Source organism: Mycolicibacterium sp. TUM20985, assembly GCF_030295745.1.
GTDB lineage: Bacteria > Actinomycetota > Actinomycetes > Mycobacteriales > Mycobacteriaceae > Mycobacterium.
Genome location: NZ_AP027291.1, coordinates 2,471,256 through 2,496,936 on the forward strand (window position 1 = coordinate 2,471,256; position 25,681 = coordinate 2,496,936).

Annotated in this window: 20 protein-coding genes and 5 pseudogenes; 8 read left to right on the plus strand and 17 right to left on the minus strand. The window is 65.4% G+C overall.

The window, feature by feature from the left end; all coding sequences use genetic code 11:
• Nucleotides 1–95 precede the first annotated feature (95 nt).
• A complete protein-coding gene (locus QUE68_RS12095) occupies nt 96–1,346 on the minus strand; it encodes a cytochrome P450 (RefSeq protein WP_286275651.1) in 1,251 nt (416 codons plus the stop codon).
• 45 nt (nt 1,347–1,391) lie between these two features.
• Between QUE68_RS12095 and QUE68_RS12100 the strand changes: the two genes are divergently transcribed.
• The gene (locus tag QUE68_RS12100) at nt 1,392–1,946 is read left to right on the plus strand and encodes a TetR/AcrR family transcriptional regulator (protein ID WP_286275652.1); all 555 of its coding nucleotides are present in this window, start codon (nt 1,392–1,394) and stop codon (nt 1,944–1,946) included.
• 73 nt (nt 1,947–2,019) lie between these two features.
• Here QUE68_RS12100 and QUE68_RS12105 read toward each other — a convergent pair whose 3' ends face one another.
• Nucleotides 2,020–3,096 (minus strand): NmrA family NAD(P)-binding protein, encoded by a 1,077-nt coding sequence (locus QUE68_RS12105; protein WP_286275653.1) that lies wholly within the window; start codon nt 3,094–3,096, stop codon nt 2,020–2,022.
• A gap of 102 nt (nt 3,097–3,198) precedes the next feature.
• Between QUE68_RS12105 and QUE68_RS12110 the strand changes: the two genes are divergently transcribed.
• Both QUE68_RS12110 and QUE68_RS12115 read left to right on the plus strand, forming a co-directional pair.
• A complete protein-coding gene (locus tag QUE68_RS12110) occupies nt 3,199–3,786 on the plus strand; it encodes a TetR/AcrR family transcriptional regulator (protein ID WP_284226293.1) in 588 nt (195 codons plus the stop codon).
• Entirely contained in the window at nt 3,783–4,598 is an 816-nt protein-coding gene (locus QUE68_RS12115) for an SAM-dependent methyltransferase (protein WP_286275654.1), read from the plus strand. The genes QUE68_RS12110 and QUE68_RS12115 overlap by 4 nt, the downstream gene beginning before the upstream one ends.
• A 73-nt stretch (nt 4,599–4,671) precedes the next feature.
• Here QUE68_RS12115 and QUE68_RS12120 read toward each other — a convergent pair whose 3' ends face one another.
• The 3 genes from QUE68_RS12120 to QUE68_RS12130 form a co-directional block, all read right to left on the minus strand.
• A complete protein-coding gene (locus tag QUE68_RS12120; RefSeq protein ID WP_284226295.1) occupies nt 4,672–4,833 on the minus strand; it encodes a hypothetical protein in 162 nt (53 codons plus the stop codon).
• Between the two features lie 85 nt (nt 4,834–4,918).
• The gene (locus tag QUE68_RS12125) at nt 4,919–5,473 is read right to left on the minus strand and encodes a carboxymuconolactone decarboxylase family protein (protein ID WP_286275655.1); all 555 of its coding nucleotides are present in this window, start codon (nt 5,471–5,473) and stop codon (nt 4,919–4,921) included.
• Nucleotides 5,474–5,608: 135 nt separating this feature from the next.
• Nucleotides 5,609–7,435 (minus strand): glycoside hydrolase family 15 protein, encoded by a 1,827-nt coding sequence (locus tag QUE68_RS12130; protein ID WP_286275656.1) that lies wholly within the window; start codon nt 7,433–7,435, stop codon nt 5,609–5,611.
• A 681-nt stretch (nt 7,436–8,116) separates the two neighbouring features.
• On the opposite strand from QUE68_RS12130, the gene QUE68_RS12135 reads away from it, so the two are divergent.
• From QUE68_RS12135 to QUE68_RS12150, 4 genes are all read left to right on the plus strand, one after another.
• Nucleotides 8,117–8,374 carry a hypothetical protein gene (locus tag QUE68_RS12135; protein ID WP_284234013.1) on the plus strand — a complete coding sequence of 86 codons (258 nt, stop codon included), beginning with the start codon at nt 8,117–8,119 and terminating at the stop codon, nt 8,372–8,374.
• The gene (locus QUE68_RS12140; protein ID WP_286275657.1) at nt 8,364–9,074 is read left to right on the plus strand and encodes a hypothetical protein; all 711 of its coding nucleotides are present in this window, start codon (nt 8,364–8,366) and stop codon (nt 9,072–9,074) included. Before QUE68_RS12135 ends, QUE68_RS12140 begins: the two co-directional genes overlap by 11 nt.
• 274 nt (nt 9,075–9,348) lie before the next feature.
• Complete coding sequence (locus QUE68_RS12145) at nt 9,349–9,498, plus strand: hypothetical protein (RefSeq protein ID WP_284226305.1); 150 nt, start codon at nt 9,349–9,351, stop codon at nt 9,496–9,498.
• Between the two features lie 645 nt (nt 9,499–10,143).
• Nucleotides 10,144–11,547, plus strand: a complete 1,404-nt coding sequence (locus QUE68_RS12150) for a wax ester/triacylglycerol synthase family O-acyltransferase (RefSeq protein WP_286275658.1) — start codon at nt 10,144–10,146, stop codon at nt 11,545–11,547.
• A gap of 223 nt (nt 11,548–11,770) precedes the next feature.
• Here QUE68_RS12150 and QUE68_RS12155 read toward each other — a convergent pair.
• The 5 genes and pseudogenes from QUE68_RS12155 to QUE68_RS12175 form a co-directional block, all read right to left on the minus strand.
• A pseudogene (locus QUE68_RS12155) lies at nt 11,771–12,202 on the minus strand (ATP-binding protein); the annotation flags it as partial.
• Between the two features lie 16 nt (nt 12,203–12,218).
• Nucleotides 12,219–13,283, minus strand: a complete 1,065-nt coding sequence (locus QUE68_RS12160) for an IS110 family RNA-guided transposase (protein WP_284235544.1) — start codon at nt 13,281–13,283, stop codon at nt 12,219–12,221.
• Nucleotides 13,284–13,584: 301 nt separating this feature from the next.
• Nucleotides 13,585–13,935, minus strand: a pseudogene (locus tag QUE68_RS12165) (ATP-binding protein); the annotation flags it as partial.
• A gap of 1 nt (nt 13,936) precedes the next feature.
• Nucleotides 13,937–15,178, minus strand: a complete 1,242-nt coding sequence (gene istA / locus QUE68_RS12170) for an IS21 family transposase (RefSeq protein WP_284226727.1) — start codon at nt 15,176–15,178, stop codon at nt 13,937–13,939.
• 125 nt (nt 15,179–15,303) lie between these two features.
• A pseudogene (locus QUE68_RS12175) lies at nt 15,304–15,579 on the minus strand (helix-turn-helix domain-containing protein); the annotation flags it as partial.
• A gap of 23 nt (nt 15,580–15,602) precedes the next feature.
• On the opposite strand from QUE68_RS12175, the pseudogene QUE68_RS12180 reads away from it, so the two are divergent.
• A pseudogene (locus QUE68_RS12180) lies at nt 15,603–16,061 on the plus strand (FAD-containing monooxygenase EthA); the annotation flags it as partial.
• 50 nt (nt 16,062–16,111) lie between these two features.
• On the opposite strand, the gene QUE68_RS12185 reads toward QUE68_RS12180, so the two are convergent.
• From QUE68_RS12185 to QUE68_RS12215, 7 genes and pseudogenes are all read right to left on the minus strand, one after another.
• Nucleotides 16,112–18,475, minus strand: coding sequence for an arylsulfatase (locus QUE68_RS12185; RefSeq protein WP_284226316.1), 2,364 nt, complete (start codon nt 18,473–18,475; stop codon nt 16,112–16,114).
• A 1,150-nt stretch (nt 18,476–19,625) separates the two neighbouring features.
• Nucleotides 19,626–19,736: pseudogene (locus tag QUE68_RS12190) on the minus strand (FAD-dependent oxidoreductase); the annotation flags it as partial.
• A gap of 45 nt (nt 19,737–19,781) precedes the next feature.
• Nucleotides 19,782–20,333 carry a YaeQ family protein gene (locus QUE68_RS12195; protein ID WP_284226318.1) on the minus strand — a complete coding sequence of 184 codons (552 nt, stop codon included), beginning with the start codon at nt 20,331–20,333 and terminating at the stop codon, nt 19,782–19,784.
• A 785-nt stretch (nt 20,334–21,118) separates the two neighbouring features.
• Nucleotides 21,119–21,601 (minus strand): GreA/GreB family elongation factor, encoded by a 483-nt coding sequence (locus QUE68_RS12200; protein WP_284226319.1) that lies wholly within the window; start codon nt 21,599–21,601, stop codon nt 21,119–21,121.
• A 122-nt stretch (nt 21,602–21,723) separates the two neighbouring features.
• Nucleotides 21,724–22,299 (minus strand): GreA/GreB family elongation factor, encoded by a 576-nt coding sequence (locus QUE68_RS12205; RefSeq protein ID WP_286275659.1) that lies wholly within the window; start codon nt 22,297–22,299, stop codon nt 21,724–21,726.
• 133 nt (nt 22,300–22,432) lie between these two features.
• Nucleotides 22,433–23,698, minus strand: a complete 1,266-nt coding sequence (locus QUE68_RS12210; protein WP_284226322.1) for an NAD(P)/FAD-dependent oxidoreductase — start codon at nt 23,696–23,698, stop codon at nt 22,433–22,435.
• A 270-nt stretch (nt 23,699–23,968) separates the two neighbouring features.
• Complete coding sequence (locus QUE68_RS12215) at nt 23,969–25,495, minus strand: PucR family transcriptional regulator (protein ID WP_284226323.1); 1,527 nt, start codon at nt 25,493–25,495, stop codon at nt 23,969–23,971.
• Between the last annotated feature and the right edge of the window lie 186 nt (nt 25,496–25,681).

Sequence of the window (25,681 nt, forward strand, 5' to 3'; positions counted from 1 at the left end):
GCAGTTCGCGGTCCTCCAGAGCAAGCGTCAATAGGGTTAGCGCACTGATGATCACGTCCCAGCCGAAGAAGCCTGCCGATGGAGCCGCCATCACCTCAGGTCGTGACGGGCAGCTTGAGTAGCCCACGGATGGTGTATCCGGTCCGGTAGCGGTCTGCACCGTTGCGCCGCAGGCTCGGCATCCGCGTGGCCAGGGTGCGCAGTGCGACCGCCCCCTCCCTGCGGGCCAGGTTCGCGCCGAGGCAATAGTGGATACCGCTGGAGAAGGCCAAGTGCTCTGGCCCTCCTGCTCGGCTGATGTCGAAACGGTGTGGGTCATTGAACACCAACGGATCCCGGTTGGCGCCGCCGATCAGTAGAGCGACGATGCTGCCCTTTGGCAACTGATTTCCGGCGAGTTCGACTGACGTGGCGGCAATTCGAGAGGTGACTTGCACCGGTGCCTGGTGCCGCAACGTTTCCTCGACTGCTCCAACGGCCAGCGAAGGGTCGGCGACCAATGCCGACCACTGATCCGAGTGGTCGAGCAGCATGGCGACAGCGCTGCCGATGAGGTTGACGGTCGTCTCGAAACCGGCGACGAGCAACAGTTGGCACAGTGCAATCAGTTCGGCGACCGTCAGCACGTCGCCGTCGTGCGCCACGACCAACTGACTCATCAAATCGTCACGTGGCGCGCGACGACGACGATCCATCAAGTCGGTGAACAGCTCCGACAGACCGTCTGTCGCGGCGCGGAGTTCACGGGCTTGGCGCGTCGACGTGACGCCAGAGAGCGAATCGGCAACGGCCTTGCCATATTTGGCGAAGGTAATGTGATCGACGTTGTCGACTCCGAGGACGTCGGTGATGACCGTAATCGGCAACGGCCAGGCGAATTCATCCACGAGGTCGAAGCCGCGGGGGTCGATGTCGTCGAGGAGGGCGTCCGCGACGGCCTGCATCCGCTGTTCGTAGCCGGCGACTAGCCGGGGACGGAACGCGGGCGCCGCGAGTCGGCGAAGCCGGGTGTGATCCGGCGGGTCGAGTTCGAGCAGCGACAGTTCGGGAGCGTCGGTCCCGTTCGACTGGCCCTCCACGACGAATCGTCCATCGCGAAGAATCTGTTGGCACAGTTGGTGGGACGCGGTGGCCCACATTCCCGTCGAACTGCGTACTAGCGTACCTCCGGCACGAATCTGCTCATACAGCGGAAATGGGTCGGCCTTACTGGATACGACTCGTGATAGGGCGTCGCCGCGGGCGGCGTGCCACCGCAACGCGAGGTTCTGCGCGAGCATCAGCATCCGCGGGCGAACCTCGGCCACCCACGACGCCGGCCGACTCGATGCTGTCGATGGGATCACTGCACCAATGATACAGAATTGTCTCATCTGCGCTAGATTCGAGTCATGGCAGTTTCCTCTGACGACGTGCTGGACGCCGTGACTGTGCTGTTGTCCCGCGACGCCTCGGCCACCACCGGTGACATCGCGCGCGCGGCTGGAGTCAGCCGTGCCACGCTCGGACGACTCTTTGCAGATCGGGACGCAATGGTGCGCGCCCTGCTGGAGCGTTGCGTCGCAAGGGTTGTCGGCGCCATCGACCGGGCTCTCGAAGTGCACGACCGCGGCACCCCTTTGCTGACGGCGCTCGTCGAGGAGGTGTTGCCGGAGGCGCAGGCCTTCGTCTTCCTAGCCGCGCAACCTGCCGCTTACGGCGATGACGCCGATCGCATATACGACCGGATCGCTCAGCGCCTTGAGCTCGTTATGCGCGATGCGCAACGTGACGGCACACTACGTAACGACCTTCCAGCCGCCTGGCTAGCCGACGTCGTGCAGGCAACCACCCTCGCGGGCGCGGAATCGCTGCGGCTCGGCCGGATCGCGGCCCGCGACGCACCTGCCCTGGTCATCGAGACGCTGCAGCGCGGCATCGGCACGCAGGGCGCCCTCCCGGGTTGATTCGGCTTGTCCGGCCGCCGTTTGCCCACGAGCGGTGCGCCCCTCGCCCGCCCTCGTGCTCGCTCGATCCCGCCTAGACGGCCAATGTCATTGGTGCCGTGTGCGTTCCCTGCGCGGCAAGCCAGCGATCGTTGTCCATCGCGTACAGCGGCTGGGCCGGCACCGGGTGGCGGTGTTCGCGGGCGTGGCGAGCGAGGTCGTGCGGGCGCGCGAAGGGGACGCGCAGGAAGTCGGCGATGACGCGGCGGCGGTTGGCCGCCGAGCGACTGGCGAAGGGGCGTGCGGCGTACCCGGCGACGGTGGCCTCGAACGGTTCGGCGGGCGTGCCGGTGACTTCGGCCACGACGTCGTTGGGCGCATCGTGGGCGAACGCTCCCTGGTGGTGGCCGACGAGGTAGTGCTTGAAATTGCCGAGTTCGTCAGCGGTGACGCCCTGCACCTTGGCTGCACGGCAAAATAATGCCCATGGCATTGGCGTCGCGGTGACGCGGCGGCCGAGGACCTCGCTGATGACGGGCACCATGTCGTAGGCCGACAACAGGGTGGGTCCGGTGGGTCGATACCTTCTGCCGCCGTGGCGGTTTGGATCCATCAGTACCGCGGCGGCCACTCGGGCGATGTCCTCGTTCGAGGGTGGGGCGTTTTTACTGTCGCCGGTGAGAACCGGGAAGCGGCCCAACACGGCCGCGAAGTCCAACAGTCGAAGGTAGTTGTCGGCGAAGTAACCGGGGTTGACGGTGGTGTGGGTGATCCCCGGCAGCGTCGAGAACATCTGTTCCAATAGCCATGCGTGCCGCGTCGCCAGGGCGGGATGGACGGGGCTGGCCAGCCACTGACTGAGCAGGACGGTCGATTCCAGCCGCGCTTCCCTCGCGGCGATCGTGAACGCCGCAGCGCTCTGCATGATCAGCGGGTGGAAGGACGGCAGGTAATAGGCGCGCGTCGTGCCGCGCATCGCGTCGAAGAGTTGGTTGGGATCGAACATGTCTGCGATCACCAATTGCGCACCAGCGCTCTCCAAGTCAGCGCTACGCCCATCGTGGCGGGTGATCATGGCCCGTACCGGAAATCCGTGTCGCAGCAGTTCGCGAACGACGGCGGCACCTGTCTTTCCGGTCGCCCCTGTCACCAAGATCGTGGGATTGGTCATGCGAAAGTCCTTCCGAAGACAGATTAGAGTATGTAGATACTCCATTAAGAGTATGGGCGTGCGCTATATTGTCAAGGACAGGCCGAACGAGGGAGACGAGACGTGCGAGTGTCTCAACAGGAGAAGGACCGCAGCGGGCAGCGCATCGTCGCCAGCGCTGCGCGGCTGATGCGCGAGCGCGGCATCGACGGGGCGACCGTGGGGGAGGTGATGAACGGCGCCGGGCTGACCCTGGGCGGGTTCTACCGGCACTTCGACAGCAAGGAGGCGTTGGTGTCCGCCGCGGTCCAGGGCGCCTTCGATCAAATCCTGAACCCGCGAGAGGCCCGCCTGCAAACCGACGACCCGAGGGCCGTCACCGCGGACTTTCAGCGCGACTATCTCTCCGACGTGCACGTCGCGGACCGCGCCGACGGGTGTCCCATCGTGGCGCTCGCCGGCGAACTGAGCCGGGGCCCAGCCACTTCCACGTCGGCGGTCACTTCCGGGGTGAATCGCATGCTCGATCTCATCGCAGCCGGGCTGGAGGGAGATCCCACCCAGCGGCGGGCTGAGGCCGCACGTCAGCTTGCCGCCATGGTCGGTACCGTGCTGATCGCCCGCGCCACCGACTCCGACACCGCCCAGGTCGTACTCGATGCCACCCGCTTGCAGCTCCCCTCCCATGAAGAAGGCAAGCAACCGAGATGACCTATGACGAAACGGGACTCGCCGGTCGCGTCGCCGACCAGCTCGACGCGGCCGGTCGCACTGACCAGCTCACGACCGCCGACACCGGGCTGCTCGACCAATACCACGCCGGCGGTGTCGACGCCGTGGACAAACTCATCGACAGCCTGGGCTTGCGTCCAGGCGACGCCCTGATCGACGTCGGCTCGGGCTTCGGCGGACCGGCCCGCCGCATCGCCGAGAAGACGGGCGCCACCGTTCTCGGCGTCGACATCACCGCCCCCTACGTCGAAACTGCCCAAATGCTCACCCAGCGAACCGGACTCGGTGACCTGGTGACGTTCCGCCACGGCGACGTCATGAACTTCGTGCCTGGCCGGCTCTTCGACGCCGCGATCACCATGCACGTCCAGATGAACCTCGCCGACAAGGTCGAGTGGTTCGCCGCGATCGCCGATGTGTTGGCACCAGGAGCGAAGTTGGGGATCTGGGAGGTCTGCCTCAATGATCCCGAACGGGATCCCGCCTGGCCGATGCCGTGGTCGCTGGACGGTAGTGACAGCCACCTCGTCACACCTGACGAACTTCGAAAGGCCATCACGTCGGCAGGATTTCGGATGGTCGAATGGAGTGACGAGACCCCGTGGGTGACCCAGTGGGCGGCCACGCTGGGCACTAGGTCGACTCCGGTGGCCGGACTCGTCCTGCCGATGCTGCTCGACGATGGGATCACCCGGGTGGTCAATTTGGCCAACGCACTCGAAGACGGAGGGCTAGCCGTCGTCAGGGGGATGTTCATGAAACCGGATGCCGATGGCGTGCACACGCGATGAGCGATTCCTGGGGCACGCGCAACGCAATCAGGGCACCCGCGATGCGGGTGCCCTGCGTGGCGGAGGTCGAGGGTCAGCGGTGGGCGGTGGTGTCGACGTGGGGCACCGACACGCTGGAGCTCATGTCGTTGATCCACTGGTTGTGTCCGTAGTCGGCGTTGGCGGGGGAGGCCAGACCGAGCACGGCGGCGGCGAATCCACTGGCAATGATTCCGGCGAGTCCGAGATTCTTCATGAGGGTGTCTCCTTGATTCGGGTTGATCGTTCAACTGTGGTGTTGTGTCGGCGCACGGCCCGTGCGTTACACGGGTGCGCCGCGATCAATTCGCGAAATCGTATGGGGCGGCGAACTCGACGGCGGGATAGTCCACCGGCACGTCGGTTATGTGATGCAAATAGTTCGTCAGAATGTTCGCAACGACGAGTCCGAGGATTTCGACGATCTGACCGTCGGTCCATCCTGCGGTGCGGACCACACCCAGGTCTGAGTCGGTGACGCAGCCCCTAGTGCGGACCAGCGCTTGCGCGAACCGCAGAGCGGCCTCGACTTTGGGATCCGACGCCGAACCAGTGCGCGCTGCGGCTGCGTCGTCCGATGACACCCCGTAGGCGCGTGCGGCGGCCGTGTGCGCGGCCAGGCAGTAACTGCAACGGTTTTCGTTGGCAACCGCGATGGCGAGTTGCTCGCCGACCGGGTTGTCGATCGAGCCGGCCGCCAGAGCGGAGTCGAAATCGAGAACTGCCTGGGTGAAGGGCAGGGACAGCGCCATCACCTTGCCGAGGTTGGGCACCCTGCCCCAGGCGTCCCGAATCATGGCTCGGGCTCGGATCTCACTGGGGTCTGTGGTCTTCTGATCAGCGGTGGCGAAGGTCATTCGTGGTCCTATGGTTGTCGTAACGGGTTGAGCCAGGCCAAGGGATGCGCTCGCGGCGCCCCGACGACGATCCGTGGCGGTCACGGAGACGAAATCTCGGCCGACCACCATCTGTGTCCGCGCGGCGACGCTGCGTTACAACGGATGTGCGGTCTCAACGGCGTCGGCTATTGCCTGAGCTGCCGTGATCAGGCCGAGGTGGCTGAACGCTTGCGGGAAGTTGCCCATGAGCTCGCCCGAAATTGGGTCCACCTGTTCGGATAGCAGCCCCAGCGACGAGGCGTAACCGGCGGCTCGTTCCAACACCCTTTCCGCGCGTTGCGTCTGACCGCTGTAGGCCAGTGCGTGCGCCAACCAGAACGTGCACAAGAGGAACGTTCCCTCGGAGGTGTCAAAACCGTCGTCACCGCGGTATCGGTAGATCAGCCCGCGTTGATCGGACAGTTCTTCTTCCACGGCGTCGATGGTGGCCAGCAGCCGGGGGTCGTCCGGTGCACAAAAGCCCACGATGGCGATGATCAGCGCGGAGGCGTCGAGGGCGTCTGCGCCGAAGTACTGGGTGTAGGCGCCGCGCTGCTCGCTCCAACCTTCGGCCTGAATCGCGTCGCGCACTTCATCGCGGTGCGCCGTCCACTCGTCGACGTACAGCTGCGCCTTCAACAGGCGGTACATCGCGACACCGCGGTCAAGTGCCACCCAGCACATGACCTTGCTGTGTAGGTAGGGCCGCGCCGGGCCGCGCACTTCCCAGATGCCCTGGTCGTCGTCATGCCATCGGGCCGCCGCGGCGTTCACTGCGCTGATCAGGAACTGCCGGGTGGTCTCGTCCATCTCCGACAAGTGGTTGCGCAAGGTGTAGGCCGCGTCGAGGATGGCTCCGTAGACGTCGAGTTGGCGTTGCTGCCACGCCCCGTTGCCGACTCGCACCGGACCCGTGCCGTGCCATCCCGAAAGATGGGGCAGTGTCCGTTCACTGAGGTCGCGTTCCCCGCCGACGCCAAACATGATTTGCAGGTCGGCTCCGCGGTCGAGCTGCGTACCCGCGGCGCGGGCGAGAAATTCGAAGAAGCGCACCGCTTCGTGTGGGCAGGCCGCGATGAACAGACCCTGCAGCGTCATGCTCGCATCGCGGATCCAGGTGAATCGGTAGTCCCAGGTGCGACCGCTGCCGATGCCTTCGGGCAGGCTGGTGGTGGCGGCGGCGACGATGGCGCCGCTGCGGGCGAAGGTCAGTCCCTGTAGCACGGCGCCGCTGTGCAACACCAGGTCCCGGTGCGGACCGTCGTAACGTTGGTGCAGGGTCGACCAGCTGCGCCAGCTCTTCTCCGTAGCGTTGATGCGGCGCGAGATCGCCCGCGACGTCCAGGGTTTGGGGGACGTGTCCCACGGTTCGTACTGTTCGAAGGCGAAGCCCAGCTCGTCGCCCTGGACGAGCCGCACCGTGGCTGACGCGCCGCCGTGCGTCATTGACAGCTGAACCGTGGTGGCTAGCCGTAGCACCGTCGCACCGCCATGTGAGATGACGCTGCCTGCTGCTGAGGTCAATCGTGGGCGGATCAGCCCGAACTCCGGGCGCGGCACGTACTCGATCCTTACGGCCGTGTTTCCGCGAACGCAGCGGACCCGCCGCAGCAGCACCCCGGGGGATGAGAGGCCTAGTTGATGGCCGCGTTCATGCTCGCCCAGTGCCATGGTGTCGGTCACCACGACCTCCGCACTCGGACCCGTCCAGGTCGTTTCGAGGACGAGCCCGGGTGTCAGGTAGCGCCAGCGCGCCGTCATCGTCAGATCGTCTGGGGCGATCGAGAAGTAGCCGGCGTCGTCATCGAGGATTCGGGCGAAGACCGGTGCGCTGTCGAAACGTGGGAAGCACAACCAGTCGACCGATCCCTGCGACGTCACCAGGGCAGCTGAGCGGCAGTCGGAAAGCAGGGCGTGGTCGGCAAGGGGAGTGGTCGACACGAAATGCCTCCGATGCAGGGTTGAACCGATCGGTACAACGCGACCGATGGCCGCACCTTACCTCAAGGGTAGACGCGAATATGGCTGCGGCACAGGACATGGCCCCGAGCACGACCGACGCATGGTCGATTGCGGGGACAGCTGCCCGATCGTTGCTCCTTGTAACGCTCCGCTGGTTTCGCGACACATCATCGCCAGTTGACGTGGGCACCAACGTGCCACGACTGAAGGACGATTGAAGGGGGCGGGTCAATTGGCCACCGACGACGAGGTCGCTGACGACTGGGCTGAATTCGCGCGACTCACCCGGTCTCAGCTCGAACAGCTCCACACCCTGTTGGAACGGCCATCGACCTTGGGCTACAGCACGAGCATCGCTGTCACACTTCGCTCGTTGCTTCCTGACCTCGCTCGGCGCTTGGACTCCTCCCTCGATGCTCACGTCACCGACTATCTGCAGAGGCTGCAGAGAGTCGTGGCGGCGGCATTGCAGGTGTAGCACGCCGCAGTCATGATGCGGCCGAGTCGATCTAGGCAGACTGTACTAGACCGTACATTGCTGTCGTCCATTGGGAACCGGCGTCATCGAATCCGTAAGCAGTTGCTGCGTAACGGCGGTCGGCGCACCGAGTACTACGCATCAGCGCGCGAACCTCCGGGCGCACAACGAGGGGATCAGCTATGAAAGGTTTCGTCTTCACCATGGTCGCCACAGGCGCCTTGGCGGGCGCAGCACTCGGGTTCGCTGGGGCCGCCTCGGCCGCCGGCGGTGCTGACGCCACCATCAACGGGTTGCACAGCGAGGGCTATATCGTGCAACTCAACGGATCGCAGACCGCTCCGCTCACCGCCTGCACGGTGACCAACGTGCAGAAAGACCCGTTGGGCGGCAACAGTCTCACCGCGCAGGTCGACGTAGCGTGCCCCGATGGCTGCTAGCTCCGCCGGATTGGCCGCGGCGAGACGTGGTCCGCGCGCCTGGCTGCTGGCGGCGAGCGTCACCGCAGCGATCGGCGTGGTGACCGCGTGTTCTCACGACGCGACCACCACTGCGGCGACGCCACCACCGGCCATGCCCGCGTCGGCAACCTACGTCGCCGACATGGCCGGCGCTGGCGGCCAGACGGTGACCCTGGCGATCACCGTCGCCGGCGACGAGGTCGCGGCGTACGAGACCAACGGCGTCGACGATGACACCTGGTTCTTCGGTACGCAGATCAACGGGGTCATGAACTTGACGTCGACGTTTCACGATGACTTGACGGCGTCGTTCGACGGCACGAAGGTCACCGGCACGCTGGCCATGAACGAGGGCGGCGGGGCACCTCACGCCTTCGCGGCCTCGCCGGTGGCGGCGCCCGCCGGTCTGTACACGGCCGATCTCGGTGATGCCCGTGCCTCGTGGGTGGTGCGTCCAGGTCACCCCACCGTCGGGGTGATGAACAACAGCGCGCCGGGAGATCACAAGGTCACCGACCAGATCGCCGCCGACCAACGTGAGTTCCAGGACTCCGTGCGGGACATGCGGATTGCCCGCAACATGGTGCCCGCGCCACCGATTTCGCTGGACACCGGTATGACGGTGATGCACGACAAGCCGGTCCGTGCGGTCGCGGTCACCGGCGACATGAGGTTCTAACTATCGAGCTGACACCGCCGCCAGCGCACTCAGCGACTAACAATTAGCGGCGGTGTCAGTCTCGTTTGGGTTCGACGAAGTTATCGAAACCTATTCTCCAACAGATCAGTTCGTCGCAGTGACGAATCTGCCTGCCCGGGCAAGCCGAGGGGCTACAGTTCGTCACACCAAGACATCTGCTTTGCCGGGTTCAGTACGACGCAGATGGGGCACTCATACACCGACCGACATCCCGGTGGGACGAGCCCGGCGGGTGAATGAAGAGGACGTGCACATGACGATGCCCACTGACGCCGCGGATGCGGTCGAGCCTCACGGGTCCAACGAAGGTCCACGCGACCACCAGGGTGTCGATACCGATCACGTCGCCTACGTAGACGATGACAACGTTCCCCATCCCGGTGACGCCAACGAGGCCGGCTGACTTCGAAGGTTCCGCTGGACGCGAATACGTTCTGCCTCAGACGGTCTCGCTCACTTGCGTCACCGTACCGACACGGCCTGACGGCGGGGGAGAGGGCCCAACCGCGGCCCACCGTCCTGCTGATGCCCTAGCCCAGGTGAGCCGAGAGTAGCCAAGCTCCCACTGACGTTCGGCCCTGCCCCTCGTCGCGGAGGTCGGTGGCGCCGAACTCCTTCATTGCTGCCAAGGCATCCGTGGCACCGTCGTTAACAAATTCGGCGTGTCCAGTGGCGGCGCTGCGGGCAGCGGCCTTGGCGGTTCTCTCGGTGTCCAGAGGGGCGAAGCAGCGACACTTTCACCGCCTCCTCCTACGCTGTGATCCTGCGCCGACGATCGGATGCGTCAAGAGTGGCGAAATCATCACGTGGTGATGTCGAAGACGCTCTTTACTCACCGATCGGGAAGTCAGACCCTGCCGAATGAGCTCGCGCTCAGCTTAGGACTTTGGCCCCTATTTCCCAGCGTCCAGGCAAGCCGAGACTGTAACCGCACGAGAACCCTTCTGCACCGCTGCGAGGTAAGGACCGCCTCGGCGGCCCGCGCCCGGTTTCCGGCGAGCGGCGGGTACGCGAGTTGAAGCCCGAATGCTGTCCGGAGGACTGAGCTGTGACGAAACCGATTCCGCCGCTTGACCTCTTATGGCTGCTGATTGAGTCACCGGGCAGCACGACGCACGTCGGGGCGATGCTGCTGTTCAAGAAGCCCGCGGGCCGCGGGCCCGTCGTGCGCGAGATCGTGGAGGCCTACCGGGCGCAGCGGCCGGCGCCGCCGTTCACCTATGTCCCCGAGCTCCTGGGCGGCGGCGCGCCCCATTTTCGGGAGGTGGCGAGCTGGGACCCGAGCCACCACATCCAGCATCTGTCGCTGCCCGCGGGAGCCTGCTATGACGACCTGCTGCGGCTCGTGGCCGATCTGCACGAGCCGATGATCGATCGCGACCGCCCGCTGTTTCGCTGCTGGGTGATCGATGGGGTACCGGGCGGCATGTTCGCGATCTACACGAAGACCCATCACTCCATCATCGACGGCGCCTCCGGAATGAAGGTCCTGTACGCAGGCCTGAGCATGTCCGCAGAGCGGACGGTCTCCAAGCCCGCCTTCGCGCTTGGCGTGCCGGCACCCACGCCGCGCCCGCCGACGCCGGTCGCGCAGAGAATCGCCGACTCAATCCGCGCGGCGGTCACGCAGGTAGAGGCGCTCAACCAGGTCTCGGTCGGCGCGCTGCGCAAGACGCTCGCTGGGCTCGTGGGCTCGCATCTCGACGGCAGCCTGCCGTTCACGGCGCAGCACGCCCCGACCAACGAGCCGCTCACAATGGGGCGCAGGTTCGCGACGCTCGCGCTGCCGCTCGAGGAGATGCACGAGATCAGCCGGCACTTCGGGGCGACCCTCAACGACGTGGCCGTCACCGTGATCGACGCCGGGCTGCATGCCTACCTGCGGGAGACCGGCCGCGCCTTTGCCCACCCGTTCATCTCGATGTGTCCGGTGTCGCTGCGCGCCGATGGCGACAACGCGATCGGCACCCGGGTGTCGGCGATGTTCGTGCGGCTCGGCGAGCCCGGCGCGACCGTGCCGGAGCGGATCCGGCAGGTGGTGGACTCGATCGCCACGGCCAAAAAGGAGCTGCGCGGAATGTCGAAGGATGCCGCGATGACCTACGCGGTCGGAGTCGTCGCGCTCGCGGGTCTGGCCGCCTCGACGCATCTGGACCGGGTCGGGCACCCCGCCTGCAACTTGGTTGTTTCCAACGTGCCGGGCGCCAGGGAGCCCCGGTATCTGAACGGTGCCCGCCTCGTGGGCATCTATCCGGTCTCCGCACTCGCCGCCTCGATCGGGCTGAACGCCACGCTCACCTCCTACCACGACCAGATGGACTTTGGGTTCGTCGCCAACGCCGCGGCCATCGACGATCTGGCCGAGCTCGCGCGCCACACATTGCAGGCCTACACGGACCTGAAAGAAGCAGTGGGGGAGCGGCCGACGGGTCGCGAGCGCGCGCGGTCCTGACCGACCGCGACCCTGAGCCTCGCGAGCCGACCGACGACGAAACACGTTGTAATGAGCCTTCAGTCGCCGCTGACGTCTCTTGAGGATCTCGGACTCAACGAGGAGGGCCAGCAGTTGTCAGCCAGCTGCCGTTGATCCTGTTCCATTGCCGCGGGATCGATGTTAACGACGGTCTAAACGTAGGCCAGGAGCGACGGTGAAAAGTAGGCCACGTGGTCGTGGTTTATTGTGCCGTGTTGTCGGCTCGGGCGGAGGGCAAGGTGTCTATTCCGGTGTCTTTGAGGCGGTAGCTGGATCCCTTCAGTGTGAGGACGTCGGCGTGGTGGACGATGCGGTCGATCATTGCCGCGGCGACGACCTGGTCGCCGAACACATCACCCCAGCGGGCGAACGGCAGGTTCGAGGTCAAGATCAGCGAGGCATGTTCGTAGCGGCTGGAGACCAGCTGGAAGAACAGGTTCGCGGCGTCCTGCTCGAATGGGATGTAGCCGACTTCGTCGACGACGAGCAGTCCGATGCGCCGCAGCTTGGCCAACTCGGCGGGCAAGCGACCCGCGTTGTGGGCGGCTTTGAGGCGGGCGACCCAGTCCACTGCGGTGGCGAACGCGATCCGGTGCCCGGTCTGGGCGGCTTTGATGGCCAGGCCGGTCGCGAGGATGCTTCTATGTCTGTCAAGCCACCTTCTCGACGGAGGTGATCGACGCCGCGTGGGTCTGCATGATGCGGTAGACCTCGCGGGCAATGACGCGTTTGAGGCAGCGTTTGATCTCTCGGGGTGTCTTTCCTTCGGCCGTGCGTCGCGCGGCGTAGGCCTTGGTGGTCGGTTCGAAACGGAGGCGAGTCAATGCCACGGTGTGCAGTGCGCGGTTGAGTTGTCGGTCCCCGGCTCTGTTGAGGCGGTGTCGCACGGTGGCGCCGCTGCTGGCTGGAATCGGTGCTGCACCGGCTAGGGCCGCGAAGGCGGCTTCGTTGCGGATGCGGCCGCGGTGTGACCACGAGATGAGGAATTGGGCGGCGGTGATGACGCCGATTCCGGGGCGCTCGAGCAGTTGCGGGCAGGCGGCGGTGACGAGGAGCTCCAGTTCGGTTTCGTGTTCTGCGGCTTCGGCTTCCAGCATCAGTGCGCGGCGAGCAGTGGCACGGATGGCCCGCACGGTCGCGCGGTGCTCCACGGAGTGACTGGGAAGGGTGCGAAGCCGTGCGCAGCGGTTGAGTTGCTCGTCGGTGGTGCCGCGACGCAGTTGATCGCGCAGCGCTTGGGGAGCGTTGACGATGAGTGCTTTGAGTTGGCCAATTGCTTTGGTGCGGGCGACGATTGCACCTTCGCGGGTGGTCAGCAGTACACGCATCGCCTCTCGGTCACCGCGAGCCCGCGGGGCAGCGAGGTGCTCGCGTGCCAGTGCCTCGCGCGCGGCTCGCACGGCATCCAGATCATCTGACTTCGCTCCGTCACGGCGTGCCGGGCGGGCGGGACGGTCGATCTCAACGACCCATTCGCCACGTTCGAGCAGATGGGTAGTCAAACCCGCGCCGAAGCTGCCGGTGCCCTCTATCGCCCAGACCCGCCGGCCAGTGGCGTGCGTTGCGGCCAAGACGTCGAGCTTGCGGAAGCCGAACGCGTCGGTGGCCACGGTGAGTCGTTCGACGAGCCCCCCGCCGGCGGTGACCACGGCGGCGGTGTGTGAATCGCGATGGGTGTCGACGCCGATGACGAAGTCGACGGTTTCTGCCAACATGGGTTTCATGGTGTTCCTCCATTTCGGTGGGGTGCATCAAGGTCGGCACCGGCCTGGAGGAAGGTCACCGTGACGGCAAGACTGTGATGAGGCACGACCCCGAAAGGGCCGGCCAGGCTTCTGATCAGGCCAACAGGGTGGGCCAGGCCGGTGCCAGTGGCCAACGACGACATATCCACAGCAAGGGCACGACCGCCGTTACGGTGATCGGCCAATGAGTCTTTCGAGTCAGTCGTGGCCACAGGCACCGACCCTTCCACGGGCGACGCCAGGACTCTAGGAGCCCGTTTCAAGACTCACAGTGAGTCTTGCCGGTGCCCGGCGGGCCGAGGAGCACTACGTTGCGGGCCTTGGCCAGAAAGACACCGGTACCGAGGTGGGCGATCATGTCACGGTTGAGAGCAGGTTGGTGATCGAAGTTGAAGTCCTCCAGTGACTTACGCGTCGGGAACCCTGCTGAGCGGATACGGGTCGCTGCACCGGAGGCTTCGCGGGCGGCGACTTCACGGGACAGCACCGCAGCGAGATACTCCTCATGACTCCAGCTGGCTTCACGGGCTTGCTCGGCCAACCGGGCTGCCGCATCCCTGATTCGTGGCGCCTTCAGCGCTTGCGCGTAGTGCAAGATGTCCTTGATCGGATCCTCCGCCATCTCAGGCCACCTCCCCGTCGAATCCGGTTGCACTGCTGGTGAAGTCGACACCGAAGGCACGGTCGTACTCGGCCAAGTCCCGCGCCAGATGCTCGCCTGCCAGTGGAGCCGGGCCCGTCTGGAATTGGCGGCGCATCGCCGCGGCGGTCGCGACGTGGGCCGGGTCGGTCAGGGTTTGACGTGCCGCCCAGCAGCGGTCATGAGCCGCCAGCAGATGCCCGGATCGGCTCACCGTCACCTGGGCCAGGGTGGTGCGAACGTCGACGAGTTGACCGATCGCCGTCGGATCCACCGAGTAGTCATTGCCGGCCACCCGGACGTAGTAGTCCCGTCCCAGCCGTTGGTGCGCCACGGTGTCGATCACCGGAGGCACGGGTGGCAGGACCAGCATCTGAGCTCGATCACGATCCAGGAAATCAACGGGACGCCCGTCGAGGACACGCACATGACGACTGTTGGCGGTCGGAAGCCATTGCCCCAGTTGACTATTGAAGTCGTGCGGGGAGTCGAAGCTGCGTCCGGGCAGGAACGAGGTCTCCAGGTAGCGGTTGGCTCGTTCCACCATTCCCTTCGATTCGGGGTCATAGGGTTTGAGTTGCACCATCCGCGATCCCAGCGTGCCCATCAACGCAGTCACCGGATCGGCCAACCGGCCCCGACGTCCGATCCCGGCTTCGTTGTCCCACCACAACTCGTGCGGCACCGCGGCGAAGCTGCTCGCCAGCAGCTGCCACATCCCGGCCACCAGATCCATCGTTTGGCGCGACGGCAGCATCACCGCGGCGATGAACCTTGAGAACGCCGCCACCATCACCAAGACCGGCAGCATCGCCTCCTGACCGAACCCCACCGCGATCTTGGGCGCCGGGAACCACAGATCGCACTGCGCCACCCGACCGGGCGGATGCTCGAGGCGATCCACCGGATCAGCGGGCAGGTACTCCGGGCGAACCGCCCGGACCCGCTCCCGAAACCACGAGATCGAACCCGTCCACCCAATCCGCTCCGCGATCACCGTCGCCGGCATCCCGGGATAGGCCGACAACAAAGCCCGAATCCGTGGCTCCACGGTATCGATCGCCGGCGTCACCGCCCGCCGCTCATATTTCGGTGGGACGTCGCTGGCCAACGCCCCAGCCACAGTGTCGCGCGCAATACCCATCTGCCGTGCGATAGCCCGCTGCGACAGACCCTCGCTGCGGTGAAGATGCCGAATCAAGGCCCAATCTTCCAAGGAGATCACCCATCCAATCTGTATGGGTGGCCTACTTTTCACCGTCGCGACTGGCCTAGATTTCAACCGTCGTCAACAATCGAATGTTTCCGACATCGTCAATACCGCCCACCAAGCGCACGTTCCCGGTTTTGTCAGGCGATATCGCCGCTCCAGAGCTGCGCTTCCAGGGCTGCGGCGACATGAACGCTGGTCTGCTCGAGTGGCCGAGGTAGTAGTCGTTCTGCGCGTTCGATGCGGCGCAGCACGGTGTTGCGGTGGGTGTAGAGGCGTGTTGCCGCGCGTGAGGCGCTGCATTATTCGTCGATGAAGGTGAGTACCGAGTGTTTGAGTTCGGGGCTGGCCGCCTGCAGCGCACCGAGGGTGTCCGTGATGAATTGGTCGGCCCGTTCGGGATGTTCGGTGATCAGGCGACCAGTTGCAGGGCCTGGAATTCGGCGGCATGAGGCTTCCCGTCGACGGCGCCGAAGTGAGCTTGCCCGACATGGTGGCGTTCAAGGGCTTCATGCTCAGCGGTGTCCCAAACTTCGCCTCCGCCTTCGGCTACACCAACTCGTCGTGGACGCTAAAGATCGGCCTGTTGTGCGAACACTTCTGCCGGTTGCTGGACTACATGGACGCCCACGGTCATGGCATCTGCTGTCCGGAAGTCAGCGATCCCGACATGGCGACTCGACCCTTGCTGGACCTCGGCGCCGGCTATGTGAAGCGATCAATCGACCAACTCCCGCGCCAGGGCGACACAGCACCGTGGCAGATGTCGATGAACTGTCGCTCGGACCTCAAGGTGCTGCGCGAGGGCTCCGTCGAGGACGCCAATCTGCGGTTCACCACCAGCACCGTGGGCATGGTGCACCGTGAAACGCCCAGCCGCGCAACCAGCCTGGCATGAGCGGTGGCGACCACCTCGGGTGATCACAGTTGCGCGTAGGGCCTTGCGGTTCAGGTGTAGGCGACGTGGACGCGGTCGATGTGGCCTTCGAAGGGGAAGGGCGCGCGGTCGTAGTAGTCCAGGGATACCGGTGAGCCGAGGCAGACTCCGATGTCCAGACAGTCGTTCCCGGTGAAGGCAAGCGGTGCACTCATCGGGACCTGGCCCTGCGCGACCTCGTCGGCACCGACCCGCAGGGTGATGTCGAGCGGGCCGGCCGGTCGCACCTGGGCGTAGGACGTGTCGACGGTGATGGTCGTGGCCCCGGCGGGGAGCTTTGCCGCCGAGCGGATCTTGGTGCGGGTCAGGATGAACAGGTTGTACTCGTAACAGAGGTAGCCGTCGTCGAGGTAGCAGGTGAGTCCACCGGCGACACCGCCGAGGGCGTAGAGCACCCCGTTGGCGTTCGCCGGCAGGTCGGCCTCGATGGTGACGGTGTTGTTCTTGTTGCCCAGCGCGGGGGCGCAGAACTCCGGCATGCGGGTCAGGTCGCCGGGGAACTCCCACTCCCGATACGGCGGGGCGATGCGAAGTTCGGGGTGGTAGACGGGTACCCACAGCCCGGCTCCCACGGGCAGCACCTGGTTGCGGGCGGCCTCGATGGCGAACAGTTCGCGCATCTGCGCCAACTTCTCCGGCATCTCGGCGGCCAGATCGCGGGCTTGTGACCAGTCGTCGTCGAGGTTGTAGAGCTCCCAGCGGTCGTCGTCCGGCGTCCACGTCTCGAAACCAGCGGGCAGCCCGGGCAGCCACGGCGTGCGGGGGCCGAACGCGGAGGCCATCCAGCCGTCGAAGTAGATCGCCCGGCTGCCCATGATCTCGAAGTACTGCGTCTTCTTCCCGCCGGCTGCCGAGCGGTCGGTGAGGGTGCGCGCGAAACTGGCCCCGGCCATCGGGATCTGCGGTACCCCGTTCACGACGAGCGGCGGTTCGATGCCCAGGATCTCGTAGATGGTGGGCACCACGTCGTTGCAGTGCAGGAACTGATCGCGCGGCACCGGATCGGGCTTGACCTTCTTCGGCCACCGGATCGCCATCGGATTGCGGGTGCCCCCGAGGTGGCTGGCGAGCAGCTTCATGCCCTTGTACGGGGTAACCCCCGCCCACGCCCAACCCGCGTGGTACTGGTTGTCGACCTTCGGTGAACCGAGCACGTCGAGTCCGCCCAGTTCGTCCAAGGCGTCGATGTGCTGGCGGATGGTGGTCGGAATGCCGTTCTGCGCCAACAGTTCCGCGATCGTCCCGTTCTGTCCCTCCCCCGAGGACCCGTTGTCACCCCAGATGTAGAGGAATAGCGTGTTCTCGGCGTAGCCGAGCCGATCCAACTCATCGGCCAGGCGACCGACCTGGACGTCGACGTGTTCGGCGAAACCGGCGGCCACCTCCATCAGCCGACGCTGAAAGGGCCTCTCGTCCTCGGGGATGCTCTCCCACGACGCCAACGTCTCGTCGCGCTCGGTGAGTTCGCAGTCCTGCGGGATCCACCCCTTGTCCTTGGCCCGGTCGAACACCCGCTCCCGGTAGGCGTCCCACCCGTCGTCGAACTTGCCCGCATACTTGTCCGCCCAGTCCTTCATGACGTGGTGCGGGCCGTGCAGGCAGCCGCTGGCCCAATACATGAAGAACGGCTTGTCGGCTTGGAGCGCCTTGTGATTGCGCAGCCAGGTAATAGCGTCGTCGGCCAGATCCTCCGAAAGGTGGTAACCCTCCTCCGGTGTCTTCGGCGGCAACACGACGGTGGTGTTGCGCACCAGGTTCGGCTCGTACTGCGAGGCCTCACCGGCGAGGAACCCGTAGAAATACTCGAATCCCATTCCAGTGGGCCAGTTCTCGAAGGGACCGGCGACGGTGGTCTCCTCCGCCGGGGTGTTGTGCCACTTCCCGAACGCCGCCGTGCTGTATCCGTAGTCCTTGAGTACCTCGGCTGCCAGTGCGCTGCTGGTTGGGATGTGTCCGGCGTAGCCGTCCCAGTCATTCGCCAGTTCGGCGATCTGCCCGTTGCCGATCTCGTGGTGATTGCGGCCGGTCAACAGCGATGCCCGTGTCGGTGAACACATCGCGGTGGTATGGAACCGGTTGTAGGAGACGCCTTCGGCGCATATTCGGTCCATCGTCTCGGTGCGGACTTCGCCGCCGAACGTGGTCGGCAGCCCGGGCCCGGCGTCGTCGATCAGGACGATCACGATGTTGGGTGGATCATCATGCAGGCGAGGCGGTGTCACCCGTTGCGCGTACGTCGATTCCTGCAGCGTGCGGCCCGCGGTGCTCGCGGACGGCGTTGGCGGAAACGGTAGCGTTGCACCATCGGGCAGCCTAGGGGCCACGACGCCTTCCGCACCGTCGCTGCTGTCATTACCTGACGCCGCACCAGTCATCTTGCGCTCCACTCCTCAAGACCGCACGAGCCGCCGCCGACGCGACCACCACCGAGCCAAGACGCCGAACGTACCCCGATCCACGCCAGAGTTAAGGCATACGCGCAAACCTCTCCATCGAGGCGCACACACGAGATTGGGCGCGCTCGGCAGCCGCCTGGGCGCCCGGGCGGCGACGAGGTTAGGGGCAGGGCAGGGGTCCGTGCCAGGGGTGTAGAACGTGTTGCACCCCTCCGTGGTCGTCATCGAGAGGGACGCTCGACAGGCAGTCGAAAGATCACAGTGCGTGGAATGTGACGAACCGGGTCCGCGGCTCTATGCCTGGGAGATGAAACGCCAGCGCGTCCAGGTCAGGAGGGTCGCCGTCTACGGCGACACGCCTGAGTTCCTGGGGCGACGCGGGCCAACCTTCGAGGCTGACCTAATCAGCCCGCCGTGTAAACATGGAATCCACTGCAACACAGCCTATTACGTCCTTGTGACGAAAGTATGCTAGGCCGCTGGAAGCCCTGGAGGCCGCTCGAACGGGAAGAGCAGGGGCGCACCCACCGGTCTGTCGATGCCGACCGGCACAGCCGTGTACGTCGCATTCATTAGCCGAATGAAACTGCAAGCCATGCAGGTACATCGGATGCCTACAGTGGTGGCCGTCCTGGCGGCGCAGCCGGGAACCGCGAACGCCCAGGTCAGGCCGAAAAGCACTGTCCGATCCGGAACTAGTTAAGAGTGAAGCGAGTCCGTGACCTGCGAGCTCTCAACTAGTCGCGGACGATTCTTCGCTGGGCTGTCCAGAAAGACGTGTGAGTGCCGGCGGGAATCTGAAAAGACTTCAAAGTGCCAGACACCACGACGGATTGCCTCGTAGCAGGGGAGCGGACCTCACGACCGCCCAGGAGCCTTCCGTAACGAAAGACGATCTGCGACAGCGCTCTTGAAGAATATTGACGAAATCGGAATCGTAACTGTGTCCATGGAGGCGAGCTGGAAAACTTCTTGGAGAACGACGACGCGCCACCGTCAATCCGGGAGACACGCTGCTGCGCCGCGGTGACCCGATGCACTGTTGCAGTCTGGGCCCGACGTTAACGAACGCCGCCTAATTGATATTGGATCGTGAGTGCACTCGATCGGCCTTCATCTGTTGACTACGGGCCCCACGCTCCCGTTCGACGACGAGGACAGTCTTGCCCCGCTCTGCGAGCTCGCCGGCGGCGACCAGCCCGGCCCAGCCCGCCCCGACAACGATGACGTCAGCGTCCATGGCGCTAACGCTATCGACTAGGTTCATCAACTCTGGCTCAGATGTTCACTCCAATGGCTCGGGCCTGAAGGTGACGTCGACACCGCCCACGGTCATCATCACCTGACCTTCGATCACCATCACCTGCGCCGCGACCCGTCGATCCACAGTCTGAGCCAGCTGCTGCACCGGCTCGTGCGGTATCTGCACCACAGACAGGTTCGGCAGCCCCGCCACTTTGGGGCCGACGGTGCGCCACCAGGTGGCCGCTCCGGCGGCGTACGGGAACAGCAGCACCTGTTCGGCCTGGCTGGAGGCCTTGCCCAAGGCGCGTCCATCGGGCTGGCCAACGGTGATCCACTCCAGGATCCGGCCCGTGTAGTCGGCGAGCCGCAAGTCCGGTACGCCAGGGGTGGACAAGCCTGACCCGAACGCCAACTCACCGTCGACGTCGCTGAGCCGGTGTGCGCGCAGCCCAAACGCCAACAACCGCACCACCATCCGCTCATCGGTCTCAGTGGGATGACGGGCCACGGTCAGCGTGTGATCGGCGTAGTAACTGTGATCGACATCGGAGACGCCAAGTTCGACTTTGAACACTGTTGCAGAAAGAGCCACGTCATAGTGTCCACCCGGGGTGGTATTCCCCGAGCGGTCAGGCCACTTCGAGTGGTCAGGCCGCCGCGCTCTTCGCCGGACCGAGTTGCCACCGATAGACGCCTGGCTCGCAACCACGCAGCACGCCACGTCAACCGCGTCGAGGATGGCCCGACGCAGCCCCGGCTTGGGCATCTGCGGTGAAGTTCCGCTCCACAGGATCGCCGTGCACCGGAGGGTCCACTTTGCCGTTCTTGCCGCGTTTCTTCCCGAAACACGCTCGACCACTGGTTGCTGGCGCAGATCCGCCAGGCAGTGCGCTCGGCCATTGGCTTAGCGGCCTCGCGGGCCTCCTCTACGAGGTAGCGGTAGCCCAACTCCGGGTTGTCGTGGTGGGCGTCCAACAGGGCGTTGGCGCGGTTGGCCTCGACGCCCCCGCGTCCGCCGCGTAACTGGTAATTGCCCAAGCCGGGCTTCGTGACAAGCGCTCACCTGCCCGGCATTTGGATGCTCGCGCGGCGGTGCATTCGAGTGCGGCCGTTCGGTCGTCATCGACGATCGTCTCATCCGTATACGGTGGCGACGATCAGCCAGCCGACGGCTATTAGTAGGAACAAGCCCCCTATCGGGTCGATTTCGTCGATCATGTTTCGGCGTCCACAGGTGGTTCCGCGTGCCACAACTTTCCTCCGCGCCGTCGCTTCAACTGTCGACCCTGGCCGGGTATTGACGAGGTGATGCTGGGACCTGCGGACTGGAGTGGACGTTGATAGCGCCTGTGGGCATTGCCCTTTGACGCCGTGACATCAGCGCGGAGCGGTTTCGTTCAGGTCGGCGACGTGGATGCCATAGGGCACTGCGTTGAGCAGTGTGACCGTAAGAGAGCCGCCAGCAGATGGACTGTAGGTGCGGCGTGCGCCGGGGCGTGCGCCGGCGATGGCAGCGCCCAATGGGGATTGGATGGAGTAGACGTCGATGTCTGCGAATTCGGCGCCATGCGCTCCCAGCAGGAACGTGCTGGTGTCGCCGGTGGCGTCGTAGCGGATGGTGACGACCATTCCGGGTTCGGCTACTCCGTCGTTGGGTGGGTCATCGCCGACGACAGCATGCATCAGCAGGTCATGAATCTGTTGCATCCTTCCCTCCCACGCGCGCCGGACGGCGGCGGCGTTTTCGTCGTCATCCCCATCGGCGACTCCGGCGGAGTACAAGAAGCGCAGCGTGTCCAGTTCCCGCCGTAGCCGTTCATGGGCCTGCAGCGAGATCCATACGCATGGGGTTGTGGGCATGTCGGTTCCTTCGTGTCCAATGTCGGTCGGGGGTGTGTCGTCGGTTCCTCAGAACTTGCGTCGTGCTTGCGCGGCGATCTGCTTGGTTGTGGCCGCGCGTCGATGTTCACGTGTCCAGCGGTCTACGTGGAGGGGGGGATGACGGGTCTTGGTCGCGCCGCTGTCGCTGTATGTCCGCCGGCGCGTGCCGGTGGTGAGTGTCGGGCGGCGGTGGATGCGCGGTGTACCTTGCGAATTCGGGTAATTCCGCTGTAGGGCACCGCCTTTAGCAGCGTCACTGGCAAGTGGGTCCCGTTGGGAATGCCGTAGGTGCGCTGTTCACCGACCCGCGCGCCGGCAATCGCGCTGCCAAGTGGTGAGTGTATTGAATACACCTCGATGCCTGCGTCTTCGGCGCCACGCACGCCGAGTAGAAAGGTTTCGATTTCGCCGGTGTCGTCGTAGCGGATGGTCAGCACCATCCCCGGTTCGGCGATGCCGTCGTCGGGTGGATCCTCACCGACGACGGCGTGCTTCAGCAGGTCTTCAAGCTGGCGGATGCGTACACGACGCGCGACGTGGTTCGCGACGAGGGTGTCGTCGTATTCCATGAAGTCTTCGGGAACCTCGATACTGGGACGCGAACACAGGGCGGAAAGTTCCGTCTGCAGACGGGAGTGCGCCTGTGGCGTCATCCAAATACGTTCGGTGCTGGTCATTGTGGAGTGTCCTTCGTGTGGGCAGAGTGGTTGTCGCCAGGGGCGGGCCGGAGCTGAGCGCCGCCCCTGACGACTGGAGGGCCCGTGATGGGCTGGCTTCGTGCCGGGTGGATTTCCGGGTGCCGGAGGTGTCTCAGTGGCGCCCGCGGCGTAGCGGGTCGAAGTCGCGCAGGGCTTCGGGCTGTTTGCCGGTGGTCATGTATTCGGCCAGAAGGCGGCCGGTGACCGGGCCGTGTGCCAGTCCCCACATGCCGTGTCCGCCCGCCACGTAAACCCCTCGAGAGATTTCACCGATGAGGGGGCGACCGTCGGGGGTGACCGGTCGCGAACCGACCCAGATGTCACTGCGTTCGGCCCAGCGGACTCCGTCCAGTAGCGGTTTGGCGGAGGCGACGATGGCGCCTACCCGTTCGGGGTCCGCCGGTTCGTGTGGGTCGCGGAACTCTAGGGTGCCCGATACGCGCAGGGCGCCTTGGTAGGGCGTGCACGCCACCCGCACGTCAGGCAGGTAGATGGGTCCCGGAATGGGGCGGTCCACGGGCACGGTGAATGAGTAGCCGCGACCAGCCTGCACCGGGATGCGTGCCCGGTGCCCCGCCAGCCGAGACAACCAGGCACCGGCGGCGATCACTGCGGTGTCGGCGGTCAGTGGCGCCCCGCTACGCGGGTATACCGTGACGCCGCTGCCGGAGCTCAGGACGTCGCTGACTTCCAGCGTGAGTATCGTTGCCCCCCGGGCGATGACCGCCGCTGCCAGGGCCGCGACGAATCGGCCGGGGTCGATGAAGCGCTGGCCGTTGACGTTGAGCGCGGCTTTGATCGCCGGTGACGCCAGGGGCACTTGTTCGCGCAGCGCTTCGCCGGACAATGCGTTGACAGACAGGGTTTGTCCGGCACCTTCGAGCAGGCGCAGTTCGCCCATCATGCGTTCTGCGGCGTTCGTGGTACAGAACACGGCGGTGATCGGGGCGTCGGTCACCGGCGCGTCGACTCCGTTATTGACTAGTACGTCAAAGGCTTCGATGCATTCCTCGTTGAGGGGCACGTTTGCCTGCACCGCCCGCTTCCACGACGATCGACGGCAGTTCAGAGCGAACTGGACCAGGAAGCTCGCAAGCCCGGAGTTCGCGGTCAGAGGGATGTGCAATGGGGCGGAGGGGTTACGCAGGGAGCGCAGCCCCCCGCGCAGTGCGGCGGGGGAGTTCAGGGGAAGCGTCAGCGCCGGTGCGATCCATCCGGCGTTGCCCCAGGAGGCGCCAGCGGCCACCCCGGTGCGGTCGATCACGGTCACGTCGACTCCACGCTCTTGCAAGAACCATGCCGTCGACAGCCCAACGATGCCTGCACCCACCACGATCGCCGACCGCGGCCCACCGTCCAGACGTTCGACGCCGACCATTGCATGCCTCCTTTGCTGAAAACTTGGTTGTTGTCCTCCATGATGGCGGGCACAGTCCCGGATCGGTTTGCCGGAATCGGACAATTGGTCGAGGGCTTGTTGGGGTATTTCGACAACGGGCCTCAGAGATCTGCGCGTAGGCGCTGAAGCGACTGCACACGTCGAATTGGCAGCGATCGAGGTCGACGAATTCACCACTACCCAAGGGCACGGATTGTCGACAGATGTCGGCGACGGCAGCAACACGTCGCCGGATCCCGACGACGGAGGTTAGCCGCCGTCGGTGGCGGTGAGTTCGATCATCATCGCGAGCCGGGTGCGTGCGTCGTCCAAGCCCAGATCCGTCACTTCGGCCATCTTGCGGAGCCGGTAGCGCACGGTGTTCTCGTGCACGCCCAGTCGATCACCCGCGGCGACGGGATCACCTTGTTCCTCCAACCATGCGCGCAGGGTAGCTACGTATTGGCTGGCGTGTTGATTATCGTGCCGACGCAATTCGGTCACCGGACCCCGGGTCGGCGTGCGCCCGGAGCGTGCAGCGGTGCGCAACCGTTCCAGCAGGATGTCGTCCCACGCTTCGTCGTAGACCGGGGACTTCCCGTCGCCGGGTGGGCGAACCTCGTGCAGCGCCAGGCACTCGTCGGCCTCCTGGCGCGCGGCCACCAGCTCGGCTGCGTCGGCGATACCGCTGATCCCGGCCAGCACCGTGGCCCCAGCAGGAAGCGCTGCCCGCAAGTCGGACACCCAGCGATGCGCCGCCGCCGGCGGCTCACCGGGCAGTACCGTGTAGACGGTGGTGCCCGATAGCGCGCTGCGACCCGGTCGCGACCAGCCGAATCCCGTCGTGGCTCGTTCGAAGGCCAGCAGCAACGGAGCGTGTTTTTCTTCACCCACGTGTGCGCGGACAGCGATCACCCGTAACGGATGCTGCGGAAGTCCGAGTTTGCTGGCCAGGGTTGCGGCGTCAACTGTGCCCTCGAGCAAGCGGATGACCAGATCGGATTCGACCTGGCGCTCCAAGTCTGCGCTGGCCCGTGACCGCAACAGGTGCAAGGCCACGGTGCGCGCACCATCGGCCAACGCCGTCAGGCGCGCGCCGTCCAGCGGTGCCGCACAGGTGATCCATACCGCGCCAAGCACTTCGGTCCCTGCGCGCGCTGCAACAACCATCCGTCCCGTCATGTGCAGTGCGACGTCGGCGGCCACGAAGAGCGGTTCGTCGGACGCCGCTAGGTGTGCCGGCACTCCGCGGGCTTTGAACAATGCGCGCAGCGGCTCGGAGGCTTCACGGTCCAGGATCGTCTCGACCCGCGCCGGGTCGGTGTGCTGCTGTAGCCGTGAGTAGGCCAGGAGCCGCGAGAGCCGATCCTCTATGGTCACCGCGCCGCCGATGGCGTCGGCCAAGCTGTCGGCCAAGGCGAACAAATCCGTGGGTCCACGTCCGGATTCGGTTTCGCGGCCCTCCAGCACCAGTCCGTGCACGACTGCGGCCAACTCGCTCCAGGATACGGCGGGGTCCACCACCATCATCGCGATCGGCGGGTCCTCACCGCCGAACGTGGCGTGTTCGTCGTCGCGGAATAGCACGGCGACAGCCCGGGCCGCCACCGCCCAGCGCACCGCCTCTTCCGCCGAACGGGCGCCGATGGCCATGAGGACATCGCCGACTACCACACGGCCGTGGGCGCTCTCGTGCATCACCACGGTGCGCAGTTCGGTAGCCCGTGGCACCGAACAGAAAATCAAGCGAACCCCATAGCCTCCCAGGACGTTCACCAAACGGTCCAACGTGACCACGGGCCGCTCCTCGTGTCGAGCCGACGACCCCAGCCTATCCAGCGGCCGACCGCGAAGTGTCGAAGACGGAACGGTCGCAGGTCGGACAGCGACCTCGTGAATCCGCTCGGCCCCGAGGCGTCGATTGTCCCGATGACTCCGCTCCGTTGGGACCTGTTAATATAGAGGAAGTATGTCCGTTAAATC

Coding starts and splice junctions, on each gene's coding strand:
- QUE68_RS12100 (WP_286275652.1), top strand. CDS start 1,392: ATGGCAGTTTCCTCTGACGACGTGCTGGACGCCGTGACTGTGCTGTTG.
- QUE68_RS12105 (WP_286275653.1), bottom strand. CDS start 3,096: ATGACCAATCCCACGATCTTGGTGACAGGGGCGACCGGAAAGACAGGT.
- QUE68_RS12115 (WP_286275654.1), top strand. CDS start 3,783: ATGACCTATGACGAAACGGGACTCGCCGGTCGCGTCGCCGACCAGCTC.
- QUE68_RS12120 (WP_284226295.1), bottom strand. CDS start 4,833: ATGAAGAATCTCGGACTCGCCGGAATCATTGCCAGTGGATTCGCCGCC.
- QUE68_RS12125 (WP_286275655.1), bottom strand. CDS start 5,473: ATGACCTTCGCCACCGCTGATCAGAAGACCACAGACCCCAGTGAGATC.
- QUE68_RS12135 (WP_284234013.1), top strand. CDS start 8,117: ATGAAAGGTTTCGTCTTCACCATGGTCGCCACAGGCGCCTTGGCGGGC.
- QUE68_RS12140 (WP_286275657.1), top strand. CDS start 8,364: ATGGCTGCTAGCTCCGCCGGATTGGCCGCGGCGAGACGTGGTCCGCGC.
- QUE68_RS12145 (WP_284226305.1), top strand. CDS start 9,349: ATGACGATGCCCACTGACGCCGCGGATGCGGTCGAGCCTCACGGGTCC.
- QUE68_RS12160 (WP_284235544.1), bottom strand. CDS start 13,283: ATGTTGGCAGAAACCGTCGACTTCGTCATCGGCGTCGACACCCATCGC.
- QUE68_RS12185 (WP_284226316.1), bottom strand. CDS start 18,475: ATGACTGGTGCGGCGTCAGGTAATGACAGCAGCGACGGTGCGGAAGGC.
- QUE68_RS12200 (WP_284226319.1), bottom strand. CDS start 21,601: ATGCCCACAACCCCATGCGTATGGATCTCGCTGCAGGCCCATGAACGG.
- QUE68_RS12205 (WP_286275659.1), bottom strand. CDS start 22,299: ATGACCAGCACCGAACGTATTTGGATGACGCCACAGGCGCACTCCCGT.
- QUE68_RS12210 (WP_284226322.1), bottom strand. CDS start 23,698: ATGGTCGGCGTCGAACGTCTGGACGGTGGGCCGCGGTCGGCGATCGTG.